The 15,105-nt window shown below is 70.5% G+C and carries 12 protein-coding genes and 1 pseudogene; 7 read left to right on the top strand and 6 right to left on the bottom strand.

The window, feature by feature from the left end:
• The first annotated feature begins 7 nt into the window (after positions 1 to 7).
• Complete coding sequence (locus tag ACQYVW_RS08000) at positions 8 to 676, top strand: ankyrin repeat domain-containing protein (protein ID WP_434946602.1); 669 nt, start codon at positions 8 to 10, stop codon at positions 674 to 676.
• Positions 677 to 1,045: 369 nt separating this feature from the next.
• Here ACQYVW_RS08000 and aceA read toward each other — a convergent pair whose 3' ends face one another.
• Both aceA and aceB read right to left on the bottom strand, forming a co-directional pair.
• Complete coding sequence (gene aceA, locus ACQYVW_RS08005; RefSeq protein WP_434946603.1) at positions 1,046 to 2,383, bottom strand: isocitrate lyase; 1,338 nt, start codon at positions 2,381 to 2,383, stop codon at positions 1,046 to 1,048.
• 96 nt (positions 2,384 to 2,479) lie between these two features.
• Positions 2,480 to 4,090 (bottom strand): malate synthase A, encoded by a 1,611-nt coding sequence (gene aceB, locus ACQYVW_RS08010; protein WP_434946604.1) that lies wholly within the window; start codon positions 4,088 to 4,090, stop codon positions 2,480 to 2,482.
• Positions 4,091 to 4,204: 114 nt separating this feature from the next.
• Between aceB and ACQYVW_RS08015 the strand changes: the two genes are divergently transcribed.
• A complete protein-coding gene (locus ACQYVW_RS08015; RefSeq protein WP_434946605.1) occupies positions 4,205 to 5,173 on the top strand; it encodes a LysR family transcriptional regulator in 969 nt (322 codons plus the stop codon).
• Between the two features lie 454 nt (positions 5,174 to 5,627).
• Complete coding sequence (locus tag ACQYVW_RS08020; protein ID WP_434935340.1) at positions 5,628 to 6,122, top strand: hypothetical protein; 495 nt, start codon at positions 5,628 to 5,630, stop codon at positions 6,120 to 6,122.
• 202 nt (positions 6,123 to 6,324) lie between these two features.
• Here ACQYVW_RS08020 and ACQYVW_RS08025 read toward each other — a convergent pair whose 3' ends face one another.
• Positions 6,325 to 7,320, bottom strand: a complete 996-nt coding sequence (locus tag ACQYVW_RS08025; protein ID WP_434935355.1) for an isoaspartyl peptidase/L-asparaginase family protein — start codon at positions 7,318 to 7,320, stop codon at positions 6,325 to 6,327.
• 438 nt (positions 7,321 to 7,758) lie between these two features.
• Positions 7,759 to 8,259 (bottom strand): annotated as a pseudogene (locus ACQYVW_RS08030) (cyanophycinase); the annotation flags it as partial.
• Between the two features lie 111 nt (positions 8,260 to 8,370).
• On the opposite strand from ACQYVW_RS08030, the gene ACQYVW_RS08035 reads away from it, so the two are divergent.
• The 3 genes from ACQYVW_RS08035 to ACQYVW_RS08045 all read left to right on the top strand — a co-directional run bounded on the left by ACQYVW_RS08035 (position 8,371) and on the right by ACQYVW_RS08045 (position 13,175).
• Positions 8,371 to 8,940 carry an RNA polymerase sigma factor gene (locus tag ACQYVW_RS08035; RefSeq protein WP_434935338.1) on the top strand — a complete coding sequence of 190 codons (570 nt, stop codon included), beginning with the start codon at positions 8,371 to 8,373 and terminating at the stop codon, positions 8,938 to 8,940.
• A gap of 9 nt (positions 8,941 to 8,949) precedes the next feature.
• Positions 8,950 to 10,005, top strand: a complete 1,056-nt coding sequence (locus ACQYVW_RS08040) for a FecR family protein (protein WP_434946606.1) — start codon at positions 8,950 to 8,952, stop codon at positions 10,003 to 10,005.
• Positions 10,006 to 10,082: 77 nt separating this feature from the next.
• Positions 10,083 to 13,175, top strand: a complete 3,093-nt coding sequence (locus ACQYVW_RS08045; protein WP_434946607.1) for a TonB-dependent receptor — start codon at positions 10,083 to 10,085, stop codon at positions 13,173 to 13,175.
• A 296-nt stretch (positions 13,176 to 13,471) separates the two neighbouring features.
• Here the strand turns inward: ACQYVW_RS08045 and ACQYVW_RS08050 are convergent, their stop codons facing one another.
• Together ACQYVW_RS08050 and arfB are read right to left on the bottom strand one after the other, a co-directional pair.
• Complete coding sequence (locus ACQYVW_RS08050) at positions 13,472 to 14,101, bottom strand: lysophospholipid acyltransferase family protein (RefSeq protein WP_434946608.1); 630 nt, start codon at positions 14,099 to 14,101, stop codon at positions 13,472 to 13,474.
• Entirely contained in the window at positions 14,101 to 14,505 is a 405-nt protein-coding gene (gene arfB / locus ACQYVW_RS08055) for an alternative ribosome rescue aminoacyl-tRNA hydrolase ArfB (protein ID WP_434946609.1), read from the bottom strand. The genes ACQYVW_RS08050 and arfB overlap by 1 nt, the downstream gene beginning before the upstream one ends.
• A 65-nt stretch (positions 14,506 to 14,570) precedes the next feature.
• Between arfB and ACQYVW_RS08060 the strand changes: the two genes are divergently transcribed.
• The gene (locus ACQYVW_RS08060; protein WP_434946610.1) at positions 14,571 to 15,071 is read left to right on the top strand and encodes a DUF2059 domain-containing protein; all 501 of its coding nucleotides are present in this window, start codon (positions 14,571 to 14,573) and stop codon (positions 15,069 to 15,071) included.
• Positions 15,072 to 15,105 lie beyond the last annotated feature (34 nt).

Genomic DNA, 15,105 nt, shown 5'->3' on the forward strand with positions numbered 1-15,105 from the left:
GCCATCCATGAGCAACGACGCTTTTTCCAGTCCTGAACTCGCGCCCCTGTCGGAAGCGGTCGCGCGTGGCGATGCGGCCGAAATCCGCCGCCAGCTCGAGGGTATCGACGCCGATGCGGCGGGCAGCGACGGCAGCACCCTGCTGATGTCCGCCATCGGCCAGGGGCGGACCGCGAGCGTGCAGGCGCTGCTCGAAGGCGGCGCCGATCCGAACCGGGTCGGCCCGCGCGGCGACACGCCGGTGCATGCCGCGGCGTTCTCGGGCAAGCCGGAACTGCTGGAGCTGGTGCTCGCGCATGGCGGCGACCCCGACGTCCGCAACACGCAGACCGGCGCCACGCCCCTGGTGCAGGCCCTGCTCTCGCCCAACGCCGCGCAGTACCAGGTGCTGCTGCGCGCGGGCGCCGACCCGGACATCGCCGACCGCAACGGCGACACGCCGCTGCACGTGGCGGCGCGCACCAACAACGGCGCGGCGATCCTGGACCTGCTCGGCAAGGGCGCTTCGCCACTGGCGCAGAACGCGGGCGGGGCGAGCTTCCAGTCGTACTACTTCGGCTACAACCGCGCCATCCTCAACGACCGCGCGCTGGGCGAGCGCAAGGCGGTGGCGGACTGGCTCAAGGCCAATGGCGTGCCGCTGGAAGCGGCGGTGGACGCGGCGGACCAGCGCTAGCCGAAGCTCCACCAGCGTCGCGGCGTCGCCCCCACCCCGGCCCTCCCCCGCAGGCGGAGAGCAGAACGCGGGCTCGGGGCAGGAGCGCGGCGCGCCAAAGTGAGCCTGCGTGGTCGGATCGATGCGCGTCCGGGATCGAACTTCCCGAAGCGGCGACGCATTGAGCCCTTTCCCTCCTGCGGGGAGCTGCTCACCAGCCCCTAGGCGCAATCTCCTCTTGGCCCCCTCCCCCGCGCGCGGGGGAGGGCTGGGGTGGGTGCCACCGAAGCGGCGGGCTCCCGGAACAACGCTCAACCCGAAGCGCGCCGACCAGACGGGACGGCCAGTCCGCGAAACCTGGCCGCCCCACCTTCCAACGTATCCCTGGCCTCAGGCGGCGACCGCGTGCGAGCGCTCGAACTGCTCTTCCTCGGTCGAGCCGGTGAGCGCGGTGACGCTCGAGACGCCACCCTGGATCACCGTGGTCACGTCGTCGAAGTAGCCCGCGCCGACCTCCTGCTGGTGCGAGACGAAGGTGTAGCCCTTCTCGCGCGCGGCGAACTCCGGCTCCTGCACCTGCTCCACGTAGTGGCGCATGCCCTCGCCGCGCGCGTAGTCGTGCGCAAACTTGAAGGTGTTGAACCAGTTGATGTGGATACCGGCCAGGGTGATGAACTGGTACTTGTAACCCAGTGCCGCCAGCTCGTCCTGGAACTTCGCGATCGTGGCGTCGTCGAGGTTCTTCTTCCAGTTGAAGCTCGGCGAGCAGTTGTAGCTCAGCAGCTTGCCCGGGTGCTTCGCGTGCACGGCCTGCGCGAACTCGCGGGCGAAGCCCAGGTCGGGCGTGCCGGTCTCGCACCACACCAGGTCGGCGTAGGGCGCATAGGCCACGCCGCGGCTGATCGCCTGCTCCAGGCCGTTCTTCACCTGGTAGAAGCCTTCGGCGGTGCGCTTGCCGGTGACGAAGGGCTGGTCATTGGCATCGAAATCCGAGGTCAGCAGGTTCGCCGCCTCGGCATCGGTGCGCGCCAGCACCACGGTCGGCACGCCCAGCACGTCCGCGGCCAGGCGCGCGGCCACCAGCTTCTGGATCGCCTCCTGGGTCGGCACCAGCACCTTGCCGCCCATGTGCCCGCACTTCTTCACCGCCGCCAGCTGGTCCTCGAAATGCACCGCGGCCGCGCCGGCGGTGATCATGTTCTTCATCAACTCGTAGGCGTTGAGCACGCCGCCGAAACCGGCCTCGCCGTCGGCGACGATGGGCAGGAAGAAATCGATCGCGTCCTCTTCCTTGATCTTGCCGTCGCAGATCGCCTTCCACTGGATCTCGTCGGCGCGCTGGAAGGTGTTGTTGATCCTGCGCACCATGGTCGGCACCGAGTCGTAGGCGTACAGCGACTGGTCCGGATACATGTTCTCGGAGGTGTTGCCGTCGGCGGCCACCTGCCAGCCCGACAGGTACACCGCCTCCAGCCCGGCCTTGGCCTGCTGCATCGCCTGGCCGGCGCTGATCGCGCCGAAGGCGTTGACGTAGCCCTTCTTCGCCTCGCCATTCACCAGCTTCCAGAGCTTTTCGGCGCCGCGGCGGGCGAGCGTGTGCTCGGGCTGCAGGCTGCCGCGCAGGCGCACCACGTCGGCGGCCGAGTAGGGGCGCTGGATGCCGGCCCAGCGCGGGTCGGCCTTCCACTGCTGCTCCAGGGCGGTGATCTGTTCGTTACGGCTCTTCATGGGGAACTCCGTCGATGGCGTGGTTCGGACGTGCGATGGGAAGCAGGCGGTGCCCGCGCAGCAGGGGGGCGGGTCACCGCGGACGCGGTCGGGCGCTCAGATGCGCTCGTAGGCCGGCAGGGTCAGGAAATCCTCGAGCGTGGCGCGATGGGTCAGCTCCTCGAGCAGGGCGATCGCCTCCGGCACGCGCGCCGCGCCGATCACCGGCTGGCTGGCCAGGCGCGAGGGCAGGCACAGCAGCACGCGGTCGAACAGCGCCTCGTCGATCACCGTGCCGTCGTCCAGGTGCAGCGGGCAGCGCCCGCCGTCGGCGGCGTGCAGCCACTGCCACAGCTGGGCGCGGGCGATCTCCGCCGTGGCCGCGTCTTCCATCAGCCAGTGGATCGGCACGCAGCCGTTGCCGTCGAGCCAGGCGGCGAGGTAGCGCACGCAGACCTCGACGTTGTTCTCGAAGCCGATGCGCGTGATCGTGCCCAGCGAGGGCGTGAGCAGGTCGGCCTCGGTGACGATCACCTCCTCGCGGCCGATGTGCTGCTGGTGCGGCGTGGGCATGCGCTCGTCGAACACCTCGCGCGCGATCGGGATCAACGCCGGATGCGCGACCCAGGTGCCGTCATGGCCGGCGGTGACCTCGCGCAGCTTGTCCGCGCGCACCCGCGCCAGCGCGCGCTCGTTGGCCTCGGCGTCGTTGTTGATCGGGATCTGCGCTGCCATGCCGCCCATCGCGTGGGCGCCGCGGCGATGACAGGTCTGGATCAGCAGCTCCGAATAGGCCTTCAGGAACGGCTGGGTCATCGTCACCTGGCCGCGCTCGGGCAGCACCCGCGAGCGGTGCCCGCGCAGGGTCTTGATGTAGGAGAAGATGTAGTCCCAGCGTCCGCAGTTCAGGCCGACGATGCGGTCGCGCAGCGCGTGCAGGATCTCGTCCATCTCGAACGCCGCCGGCAGCGTTTCGATCAGCACGGTGACCTTCATCTGCCCCTGCGGCAGTCCCAGTTCGCGCTCGATGTGCGAGAGCACCTGCTGCCACAGCGCCGCCTCCTCCATCGACTGCAGCTTGGGGATGTAGAAATAGGGGCCGCGATCCTTCGCCGCCAGCGCGCGGGCGTTGTGCCAGGCGAACAGGCCCAGGTCGAACAGCGAGGCCGATATGTGCTCGCCGTCCACCAGCACGTGCTTCTCGTCCAGGTGCCAGCCGCGCGGACGCACGATCAGCACCGACTGCTCGGCCTCCGGGCGCAGCAAGTAGCGCTTGCCGCTGCCCTCGAAGGTCAGGGTTCCGGCGATGGCCTCGCGCAGCGCCCGCTGGCCGGTGAGGACGTTGCTCCAGGTGGGCGCGGTCGAGTCCTCGAAGTCGGCCATGTAGCAGCTGGCGCCCGAGTTCAGGGCATTGATGACCATCTTCGGATCCACCGGGCCGGTGATCTCGACCCGGCGGTCCAGCAGCGCGGGCGGGATCGGCGTCACCTTCCAGTCGCCTTCGCGGATGGCCCGGGTGTCCTCGCGGAAGTCCGGCAGCGCGCCGGCGTCGAACCGGGCCTGGCGCTCGCGGCGCGCGGCGAGGCGGGCCTGCCGCTCGGCCTCGAAGCGGCGGTGGAGGCCGGCGAGGAAGGCCTGGGCAGGCGCGTCGATCAGGTCGGCGACGGCTGCGGCATCGCGGATTTCGATGGCGGGGGCGATCTGCGAAGGCTTCAGGACGGCGGACATGGCGGACTCCGGTGGATGTTGCGGTGCAACGCCACCCTCCGCCCCAGCCAATTATTTGACAACTGAGTTTTTTCAATGTAACTCATAAGTTTTCCAAATACAGAAGGCTAATCAATGCCTTCCGGCGGCAATTCGACCCCGCGATTCGCCTACAAGGCCGACCGGCTCAAGCCACTGCGGGCCTTCTGCCAGACCGCGCGGCTCGGATCCGTGTCGCGGGCGGCCGAGGCCCTGTACGTCAGCCAGCCGGCGATCACCCTCCAGCTGCAGGCGCTGGAGCGCGAGCTGGGGCAGAAGCTGTTCGAGCGCAGCGGCCGTCGGCTGGTGCCGACCCGCGCGGGCGAGGCCCTGTACGAGCTGGCACGGCCGCTGGTGGACGGGATCGACACCCTGCCCTCCGCGTTCCGCGACGCACTGCGCGGGCTCGATGCCGGCGAGCTCAACATCGCCGCCAACAGCTCCACCATCCTCTACCTGCTGCCGCGGATCGTGGAGCGCTTCCGCCAGCACCACCCGGACGTGCGCCTGAGCCTGCACAACACCGTCAGCGCCGACGGCACCGACCTGCTGCGCAGCGATTCGGTCGACCTGGTGGTCGGCTCGATGCACGATGTGCCCGGCGACCTGGTCTACGAGCCGCTGCACCGATTCGAGCAGCGCCTGGTGATGCCGCCGGGCCACCCGCTGGCCGACAAGCCCGACCTGACCCTGGCCGACATCGGCCAGTACGGCCTGATCCTGCCGCCCAAGCGCCAGATCACCTGGCGCCTGGTGGACCTGGTGTTCCAGCAGAACCGCGTGCCCTACACCGTGGCGCTGGAGGTCGGCGGCTGGGAGGTGATCAAGCAGTACGTGGCGATGGGCATGGGCATCAGCATCCTGTCCTCGATCTGCCTGACCGAAGCCGACCGCGGGCGCCTGGTCACGCGCCCGCTGGACCGCTTCTTCCCCGCCCGCAGCTACGGCGTGGTGATGCGCAAGGGCCGCCTGCCCTCGCCGCAGGCGCGCGCGTTCATGGACCTGATCCAGCCGGACCTGTTCCTGCGGCGCGACTACTACGAGAGCGGGCACTCGGAGCGGTGACTGACGCCCCGTTAACCTTCTGCATGCTAGCCAGCGTGATGTCCCGCAAGTTTCTTGATTCTCGTTCCCGCGCGGGCGGGAACCCATGGACGTTAATCATGGTAAAGCGACGTCCATGGTTCCCCGACAGCGAGGAAATGACCGATGAAGGCTTGTGCGGGACACCACACTGGTACAAGGAGTACTGGCCGTGTCCCTTCTTTCCACTTTTGACAGTTCTCGTACCCTCTCCGCGGTGCTGACAGCACTGATTGCGTTCTTGCTTCCCACAATAGCGAACGCATGCCAGGCCTGCGACCCGGGAGGCGGGGCCTATAACTATTGCGCGTCTACGACGTCAGGGTACTCACGGTGCTACTCCGGAAGCCTCAGCTGCACGCTCAGCGGGCCGCGATGTGCCATTGCGAGGCAGGAGACCAACAGGTCTCCGAGAAACTCGCTTCCTGCGGAGGACGTGCCGCATGATCCTGCAGCCGGCGTACACCTGGACATGCGGCCGGATCGATCGCGACTGCAGACTCCGTTTCATGACTCGGCAGGCATCGACGGGATCAGGACGCGTGTTGCCGAAGATGCGGTCTCCGGACGCATACCGGATCCGGCCGTTCGCGATGCCGTACTGCTCATCGAGTCCGAACCGCGCGACGAGCAATGGGCCGCACAAGCGGAGTCCTACATCCTGAAAAGACTCTCGCCGTTGAACCTGGGCTATCTCGGCCTGTCCCGGCCCGCCGTGCGATGCGCGTCTACCGTGTGCGAGATTGCCATTGTCCAAACTTATGACGCTGCGAAGAACAGTACGACTGGCTGGCAGAGGCAGTTCTTCAGGCTCGACGAATCAGGAGGCTGGGGACCTTCCTTCGCAGAGAGTGCGATGCTGATGCGGGTGGAGAGTGGCGGCCGCGTGGCGTTCCTGACCTATCTGCACTACGAACGCGAGAGAAACTGACGCCTGCCATTTCGAACGCCACGGGCAACGTTACAGGAAGGCGACGCTGTCGACCCACGCGATTGACTCCTTGGGATTCCTCGCTGTGCTCGGAATGGGCAAGCTGCGCTGTCCGGACCTTCCGCGGTGGCCAAGACGTCGTTCGGACTGAAGGTGGGCCGAGGTATCCGATGTTCCGTGGTGAGCCGGCGCACGCAACCGCCTATAGCATCGGCAGCCCCTCGTCCGGCCAGATCGCCACATGCGGCACGCCGTCGGCGCCGATCCAGCCGCGGTACATGCCCGGGGTGTTGTACGGGAACGCGACGCTGCCGTCGGCGCCCAGCACGATCGCGCCGCCGTCGCCGCCGGCGTCCGGGATCAGCCGGTTGATCACCGCCTCGCCGGCGCGGGCGATGCTGTCGCCCGACAGGCGTACGCGCGCGCAGATCTCGTGCGCGGCGGCGGTGCGGATGTAGAACTCGCCCCAGCCGGTGCCCGACACCGCGCAGCGGTCGTCGGCCCAGGTGCCGGCGCCGATGATCGGGGCGTCGCCGACGCGGCCGTAGCGCTTGTTGGTCATGCCGCCGGTGGACGTGCCCGCGGCCAGCAGGCCCTGCGCATCCAGCGCGACTGCGCCCACCGTGCCGAAGTAGGCGCTGGGCGGCGCGTCCGACAGCAGCGCATGCGGCTTGCTGTCGTCGCGCAGCGCTTTCTGCAGCTGCTGCCAGCGCTTCTCGGTGCGGAAGTACGCAGGATCGACCAGGGCGATGCCCTCGTCCTTCGCGAAGCGCTCGGCGCCCGCGCCCACCATCATCACGTGGCGCGAGCGCTCCATGATCGCGCGCGCGAGCCGGATGGGATTGCGCACGCGATGCAGGGCCGCGGCGGCACCGGCCTTGCCGGTGGCGCCATCCATGATCGAGGTGTCCAGCTCGTTGCGGCCATCGTGGGTGAACACCGCGCCACGGCCGGCGTTGAACATCGGCGCGTCCTCGAGCGCCACGACCGCAGCGGTCACCGCGTCGATCGCGGGCCTGCCGGCGGCAAGCTCCGCGTATCCCGCGCGCAGGGCCGCCTCGAGCGCGGAACGCGCCGCGGCCTCCTCCTCCGCGGTGAGGTCCTCGGGCGCCACGCCCGCGCCGCCGTGGATGAGCAGGCGCGGCGCGTCCTGCGCCAGCAGCACGCCCTCGCGTACCGCGTGGCGGCGCGTCCACATCGGGTTCCCGACCTCGCCCGAGGGCAGGTGCAGCACCGAGTCCACCCCCACGCCGACCACGTCGACGCGATCCAGCCGCATCGGCGCATCCTCTTCCTGCGCCAGCGCGAAGCCGCCGCGCACCACGGTGGCGCCGGCACCCGGCGCGGTCGCGTACACGCGCGCCCGGCCGTCTGCCTCCACCGCCAGCGCCGCGTCCTCGTCAACGCCCAGGCCCAGCACCGGGCGGCCGCCCGACAGCGTTTCGGCCTTGGCGACGAAGGCGAGCAGGCGGCCGAGCCGGTTGCGTTCGCGGAAGTGGGTGTCGGTGAGCACGCCGCGCAGTTGCGGCAGGTCGAGGAAGCCGGTCTCGATGGTGTTGTCCGGGCCCAGCGGATCGGCCAGCGCGCGCGGACTGGTCTGGCTGCCGCCGTCCATCGCGCCGTAGACGAACTCGCCCAGGATCGCGAGCCCGGCGCTGGTGCCGCCGAGCGGCTTGCCGGCGCGCACGTGCGCCTCCAGCGCGGCTTCGACCGGCGTGCCCTTCCAGTAACGGACGTAGCGCGACTGGTCGCCGCCGGCGATGAAGATGCCATCGGCCTTGCGCAACGCCGCGAGCAGCTTGCGGTCGCTGGAGGCTTCGCGGTTGGCGACCACGAAGGTCTCCACCGAGGCCACGCCACCGACCTCGTCGTGGAATTCGACCCCGATCTCGCCGCCAAGCGAGGCGCGCAGCACGACCACGTGGCCGTTGCCGGTCTTGCCGATGAACCAGCGCAGCGCCTCGACGTTGCGGTCGCCGCCGCCCATCAGCAGCAGGCCGGGCGCGGGCCTGCCCGGTGTGGGCAGGTCGCGGTCGCCGACGAAGTGCCGCTCGTAGTCCGCGGCGCTTGCCGGCATTGCCAGCAGGCCGAGTGCCGCCGCCAGCAGCAGCGCGCCGATCGCACGTAGTCCCGTCATCCGCCTGTGTCCTGTCGGCCGGAATGCCGGCCCCTGCAATGGAGACGAACCTTGGCGCGATTTCCCCCTGCGGGCAATCGCGGCCGCGCCGCGATCGGATATGGTGCGGCCATGCCGACGCCGCTGGACGACTGGTTCGCAAGCGAGATCCTCGTCCACGAGGCGGCGCTGACCTGGCTGCTCGCGCGCCGCTGGCCGCAGCGCGACGAGGTCGCCGACCTGCGCCAGGAGATCTACGCGCGCGTGTACGAGGCGGCGGCGCGCGAACGGCCGCGCCAGCCCAAGGCCTTCCTGTTCACCACCGCGCGCCACCTGCTCGCCGATCGGATCAGGCGCAGCAAGGTGGTCTCGATCGAGCCGATGGGTGATTTCGAGCCTTCGTCCGTCCTGGTGGATGAGGTGTCGCCCGAACGCTGGTGCGGCGGACGGCAGCGGCTTGCGCGGCTGGCGCGGGCGTTCGACCGGCTGCCCGACCGCTGCCGCGAGGTCGTCTGGCTGCGACGGGTAGAACACCTGTCGCAGCGCGAGGTGGCGCAGCGCCTGGGGATCAGCGAGAAGACCGTGGAAAAACACATCGCCAAGGGAATGCGCCTGATCGCCGACGACTTCTACGGAGGCGAGGACGCGCCCGCGCGCGACGAAGCCGCCACCGACGCCGACGGACGGCGGCAGGCGGACTAGGACATGGCCATGTCCGCCGACAACGTGGAGGCCCAGGCGGCCGACTGGCTGGCCCGGCGCGACGGTCCCGACTGGACTGCGGACGCACAGGCGCAGCTCGAGGCCTGGCTGGCGCAGGACACGCGCCACCGCGTGGCGCTGCTGCGGCTGCAGTCGGCCTGGACCGAAGCCGGACGCCTGGAGGCGCTGGGCGCCGGCCTGCGTCCGGGCACGGTGCCGGCACGCGGCTTCTGGCCCGGTGCCGGGCCTGGCCTCGACGCCGGCGGGCCGGGCCTGCCGGATCCGGCAGCGCAGCTGCTGGACCATGACTTCGCCTCGCGCCCACCGCGCCCCCGCGGACGGATCCGGTTAGCGCTGGCCGCGTCCCTGGCCGCCTGCGCGCTCGCGCTGGGCTGGGGCTGGCGGGCCTACGCCCCCGCCGCCGCCGAGCAGCACGCCACCGCACTGGGCGACGTGCGCCAGCTGGATCTGGCCGATGGCAGCCAGGCGACGCTGGCCAGCGACAGCGCGATCGCGGTCAGGCTGTCGCGGCGCGCGCGGCACATCGCACTGGGCCGCGGCGAGGCCTATTTCGAGGCGGCAAAGGATCCATCGCGCCCCTTCGTGGTCGAGGCCGGGATGCACCGCGTGGTCGCGGTGGGCACGCGCTTCGCGGTGCGGCGCGAGGACGCAGGCCTGCGCGTGGTGGTCACCGAGGGCCTGGTGCGGCTGGAGGACGGCGAGGACGGCGGCACGCCGGACACCCTGCTGCCCGCCGGCAGCGTCGCCCTGGTGCGCCGCGACCAGGTGCTGGTGCGCTCGCTGCCGCTGGACGAGGCCGCGCGCCTGGTCGACTGGCGCAGCGGCCTGCTCGTGTTCCGCGACACATCGCTGGCCGAGGCCGCCAGCGAGTTCAACCGCTACAACGCCCGCAAGATCCTGATCGCGGACGCCCGCGTGGGCGATCTGCGCATCGGCGGCAGCTTCCGCTGGGCCAATGCCGAGGGCTTCGTGCGCCTGCTCGAACAGGGCTTCCCGGTGCGGGCGGAGTACCGCGACGACCGCATCGTGCTGCACGCGCCCTAGCTAAGGAGGGATTCGCGCGCCTCGTTCGTCCTGAGAACGAGGGAAGGCGCCGTCCGCGCGCCGCTTGGGGAATTCGCTTGAAACCGTCACGCCCGCTCCGCGTCCTGCTCCTCTCCCTGGCCTGCTCGGCAGCGCTGGCCGCCCACGCCCAGGCCCCCGCCGGCGCGCCGGTCGACGTGCCCGCGGGCGAGCTCGCCGCCGCGCTGGAGGCCTATGCCCGGCAGTCGGGCGTCGAACTGGTCTACCGGTCCGACCAGATGCGCGGCGTGCGCACGGCCGGAGTGCGCGGCCTGCCGCCGTCCCAGGCGCTTGAGCGCCTGCTGCGCGGCAGCGGCTTCAGCGCGCGCCACGACGCGTCCGGCGCGGTGCTGATCGTGCAGCAGCCGCTGCTGGCGCAGGCCGGTGGCGCGCCGGTCGCCCCGGCCCAGGCCACACCCCCGGCGCCGCCCCCGCCTCCCGAACCCGCGGTGGCGGAGCTGGAGACAGTGCAGGTCACCGGCTCGCGCATCCCGCGCGCGCAGGTGGAAGGGCCTGCGCCTATCACGGTGGTGACCGCCCAGCAGATCCAGGCCGCCGGCCTGACCTCGGTGCCGGACGTGTTGCGCTCGCTGAGCCAGAACAGCGGCACCGTGCAGGGCCAGCAGAACACCACCAGCGCCCAGTCCACCCCCGGCGCGCAGGCGGTCGACCTGCGCGGCCTCGGCCCCAACCACACCCTGGTGCTGGTCAACGGCCGCCGCATCGCCGACTTCCCGCTGCCGCTCAACAGCCGCAGCAACTTCACCGACATCGGCAACATCCCGCTGGGCATGATCGACCGGGTCGAGGTGCTCACCGGCAGTGCCTCGGCCGTGTATGGCTCCGACGCGATGGCCGGCGTGATCAACTTCATCCTCAAGAAGTCGCTCGACGGCACGATCATCGACTACCGCTACGGCGACACCGAACGCGGCGGCGGCGAATCGCACCGCCTCACCCTGACCAGCGGCTTCGAGCGCGGCGCGTTCACCGGCATCGTCGGCCTGGAGCTGCTCGACAAGCGTCCGCTGTGGGGCTTCGAACGCGACATCCAGGACTCCACCCTCGACGCGCCCACCGAGCGCCGTCGCCTGCCGCGGCTGACCGCGCAGATCCTCAACTGGGAGGACGACACCAACCTGGCGCCGGCCGACGGTTGCGCCGCCATGGCCGGCCTCAACGAGGGCACCACCGGCCTGCACCTGGACCGGTTCGGCGAACCTTACTGTGGCTCCGAGCGCGCCATCGCCTATCGCACGATCACCAACGAGCGCCGGGGCGGCCACGCCTATGGTGCGTTCGAATACCGCCTGTCCGACACGCTGTCGTGGTTCGCGGACGTGCAGCTTGGCCACCAGACCGTGCGCCTGCTCACCGGCACCAACGGCAACGACGTGGCCAGCGACCACATGGGCTGGGAATTCCACGATCCGGCGTCGTACGACAACTACCGCAACAAGATCTTCTACAACGCGCTCACCGACCAGCGCGAGATCTGGTCGCGCCAGTTCACGCCCGAGGAAACGGGCGGGCTGCGCAACCGCATGAACACCACCACGCAGAAGACCATGGCGCTGACCACCGGCTTCAAGGGCGCCTTCGGCGAGGACTGGAACTGGGAAGCGTCCTGGAACCACTCGCAGTACAAGGCCGACGTGGAGATGCCGCGCATCCTCGCCGCAGCCGCCAACCGGCTCTTCCTGGGCGAGCGGCTGGGCTACAACGAAGACGGCTATGCGGTGTACGCACCGGATCCGGCGCGCATGTTCACCCCGCTCACCGAAGCCGAGTTCGCATCGATCTCGACCATGTCCACCTGGCATCCGGTGGCGCGCAACGACAGCCTCGCCTTCACCGTGGACACCGCATCGCTGTTCGCGCTGCCGGCGGGCGATGTCGGCTTCGCCGGCGCCGTCGAGTACGGCGAGCAGGCCTACCGCATCAATCCCGATCCGCTGGCGTTGACCGAGGACGCCTACTACGGCCCGCGCTATGGCGACGGCCGCGGCGAGCGCGAGCGCTGGAGCGCGGCCGGCGAACTGCGCCTGCCGCTGGCCTCGACCCTGCAGGCCAGCCTGGCCGGCCGCTACGACCGCTATTCCTACGGCAACCAGGATCCGGGCAAGTTCACCTGGAGCGGCGGCCTGGAATGGCGCCCCGTGGACACCCTGCTGGTGCGCGGCTCCTACGGCACCGGCTTCCGCGCCCCGGACATGCACTACCTGTTCGCAGGCGAGGACTACTACCGCACCCGCTTCGCCACCGACTACTACGACTGCCGCACCGCCGAACCCGGCGCCACCGACGCCTACTGCTACGACGACGGCAGCTACGACGTGGCCACCTTCGACGTCTACAGCGGCAACATGGCGCTCGAGGTCGAGACCAGCAAGTCGTACTCGGCCGGCTTCGTCTGGTCGCCGCTGCCGGGCTTCGACCTGGCCGTGGACTACTACCGCATCCAGGTCATGAACCAGGTGCAGACCCAGGACCGCGAGCGGCTGCGCAGCGACGAGGCCAGCTGCCGCCTGGGCGTGACCGACACCGGCATTCCGGTCGACATCGACTCGCCCACCTGCCAGGACGCCATCGCCCGCGTGATCCGCGACGCCGACGGGGTGATTACCAGCGTCCGTTTCAGCCCGATCAATATCGCCAGCGAGGAAACCTCGGGCATCGACGTCAGCGCCAACTACCGCCTGGCCACCGCGACCGCGGGCGACTTCCGCTTCAGTGGCAGCTACACGCGCGTGCATCGCCACAGCCGCCGCCAGTACCCGGGCGATCCCAGCGAGGACATGCTCGACTACGAGACCTTCAGCCCGGCCCTGCCGCGGCACAAGGGCAACCTCGGCCTGGCCTGGGACCGCGGCCGCGTGGGCGCCAGCATGTTCGGCAGCTACCTCGGCCACGTGCCGAACTACGACGACGACGCCTGGATGCCGGCCACCTGGCGCTTCAATGCCGGCGCGCGCTACGACATCAACGACCACCTGCGCGTCTCGCTGTCGGTCAACAACCTGTTCGACAAGATGCCGCCGAAGGACCCCACCTGGGCCAACTACCCCTACTACGACACCGCCTGGTTCGACAGCGTGGGCCGCAGCTACTTCCTGCAGGTGACCTGGAAGCTCGGCGGTTCGGCGCTGTAACCGTCACCGCATCGGTCCCGGCTGCCGGCGTCCTGTGCGCGAAGCTCGCGCAGGACGTCCGGGCGACTTGTGCCCCGGACCCGACGCGGCCCGGTCGGTGGCATCGACCGCCGCTCAGCATTCGCAATGGGGCCGGCAGCCGCTCAGGATGCAGCCGCCCGGCAGCGGGAGGCGGATGTCGGGCTGGCGACGCAGCTTTCCCGTGACGTCGCACGGCAGGGGCGCGCGCACCGCCGGTTCCGCCGCAAGGTCGCGCACCACCGCCCGCCACCGGCAGCGTTGGCCGCGGACGCGGTTCACTCGGTGCCGCGGTTGCGTCCCTGCCAGGGCCGGTACCAGGCGCGCAGCGCGCGCAGGTCGGCCTCCATGTCGCCCGTGGTGCGGAACGGCTCGCCCAGCCCAATCCGGCGCTCGGGGTAGTGGAAGTACACCGGCAGGATCGGCACCTGCGCCTCGTGCGCGATCTTCCAGAAGCCGGTCTTCCAGCGCTCCACCCGCTTGCGCGTGCCTTCGGGCGCGAGCGCGTACCAGATGCGCTCGCTGCGCTGGACCAGCGCCACCGCCTGCCCGACCGTACCCTGCGGCGCGCTGCGGTCGATCGGGATCACGCCCAGCCGGCGCATCAGCGGCGCCAGCGGCCAGCAGAACAGCTGCGCCTTGCCCAGCACGCGGATCTCCAGGCCCAGCGCGAGCTTGGCGGCGAAGCCCCAGATGCCGTCCCAGTTGGAGGAATGCGGCGCGGCGATCACCACCAGCTTCGGCAGGTCCGGAAAACGGCCGGTCAGGCGCCATCCGCCCAGCCGCAGCACGCTGCGGCCGATCCAGCGGGTCAGCGCGTTGGGCTTCACCCGCGGCGCGCTGGGCGGCAGCGGGGGCACGATGTCGGCGGTATGGCCCGTCCCGCCGCGCTTGCGTTCGATGTCCATCAATCCCAGTCGCGGCGGCCGCGCGCGCTCTTGATCGTGCTGCGCTGGCGCTTCTCGCCCAGGCGCCGCTCCTTCGAGGCCCGCGTGGGCCGCGTGGCCACGCGCGGCGTCGGCGCGCGCAGCCCGGCCTCGACGAAGGCGGCCAGGCGCTCGCGCGCATCCTGGCGGTTGCGTTCCTGGGTGCGGAAGCGCTGCGCCTGGATCACCAGCACGCCCTCGTCGGTGACGCGGCGGTCGCGGCGGGCCAGCAGCCGCGCACGCACCGGCTCGGGCAGCGAGGGCGAGTTGGCGACATCGAAACGCAACTCGACCGCCGTGGCCACCTTGTTGACGTTCTGCCCGCCCGCGCCGCTGGCGCGGACGAAGCGTTCGACGATTTCGTGTTCGGGAATCTGGATGCTCATGCCGGTGCGCCGTGGCGGGTCACGCGTCTACACTCCGCGATCACCACCCTGACAAGGACGCCGCAATGTCGCACAGAATCCTGCTCGCCGCTCTCCTCGCCCTGCTCGCCGCCACCGCTCCGGCGCTGGCGCAGCAACCGGCCGACGAGGCCCGCCTCGACCGCCTGCTCGAGGTGACGCGCGCCCGCCAGACGATCGACGCCATGCTGCCGCAGATCGAGGCCTCGCAACGGCAGATGGTGCTGCAGATGACCGGCGGCCGCGAGCTGGACGCCGCGCAGCAGGAGCGGCTGGACCGCATCCTGGCCAGCAGCGCGTCCGCGGTCCGCAAGACGCTGGCCTGGGAGAACCTGGAGCCGGTGTACCGCGAGATCTACGACAAGACCTTCAGCGCCGAGGACATCGACGCCATCATCGCCTTCTACGAGGGCCCGGCCGGCCAGCGCATGCTCGACAAGATGCCCGAGCTGATGCAGAACACCATGGCCGCGATGCAGCGGCTGGTGGTACCGATGCTGCAGGAGATGGAGCGCGAGATCGCGGCCGAGGTTTCCGCCGCGCAGTAACCGGCGCCGCGCCGCGCGGCCGCATCCAATCCGG

The sequence above is a fragment of the Luteimonas campi genome, from assembly GCF_051162505.1.
In the GTDB taxonomy this organism is placed as follows: Bacteria; Pseudomonadota; Gammaproteobacteria; order Xanthomonadales; family Xanthomonadaceae; genus Luteimonas.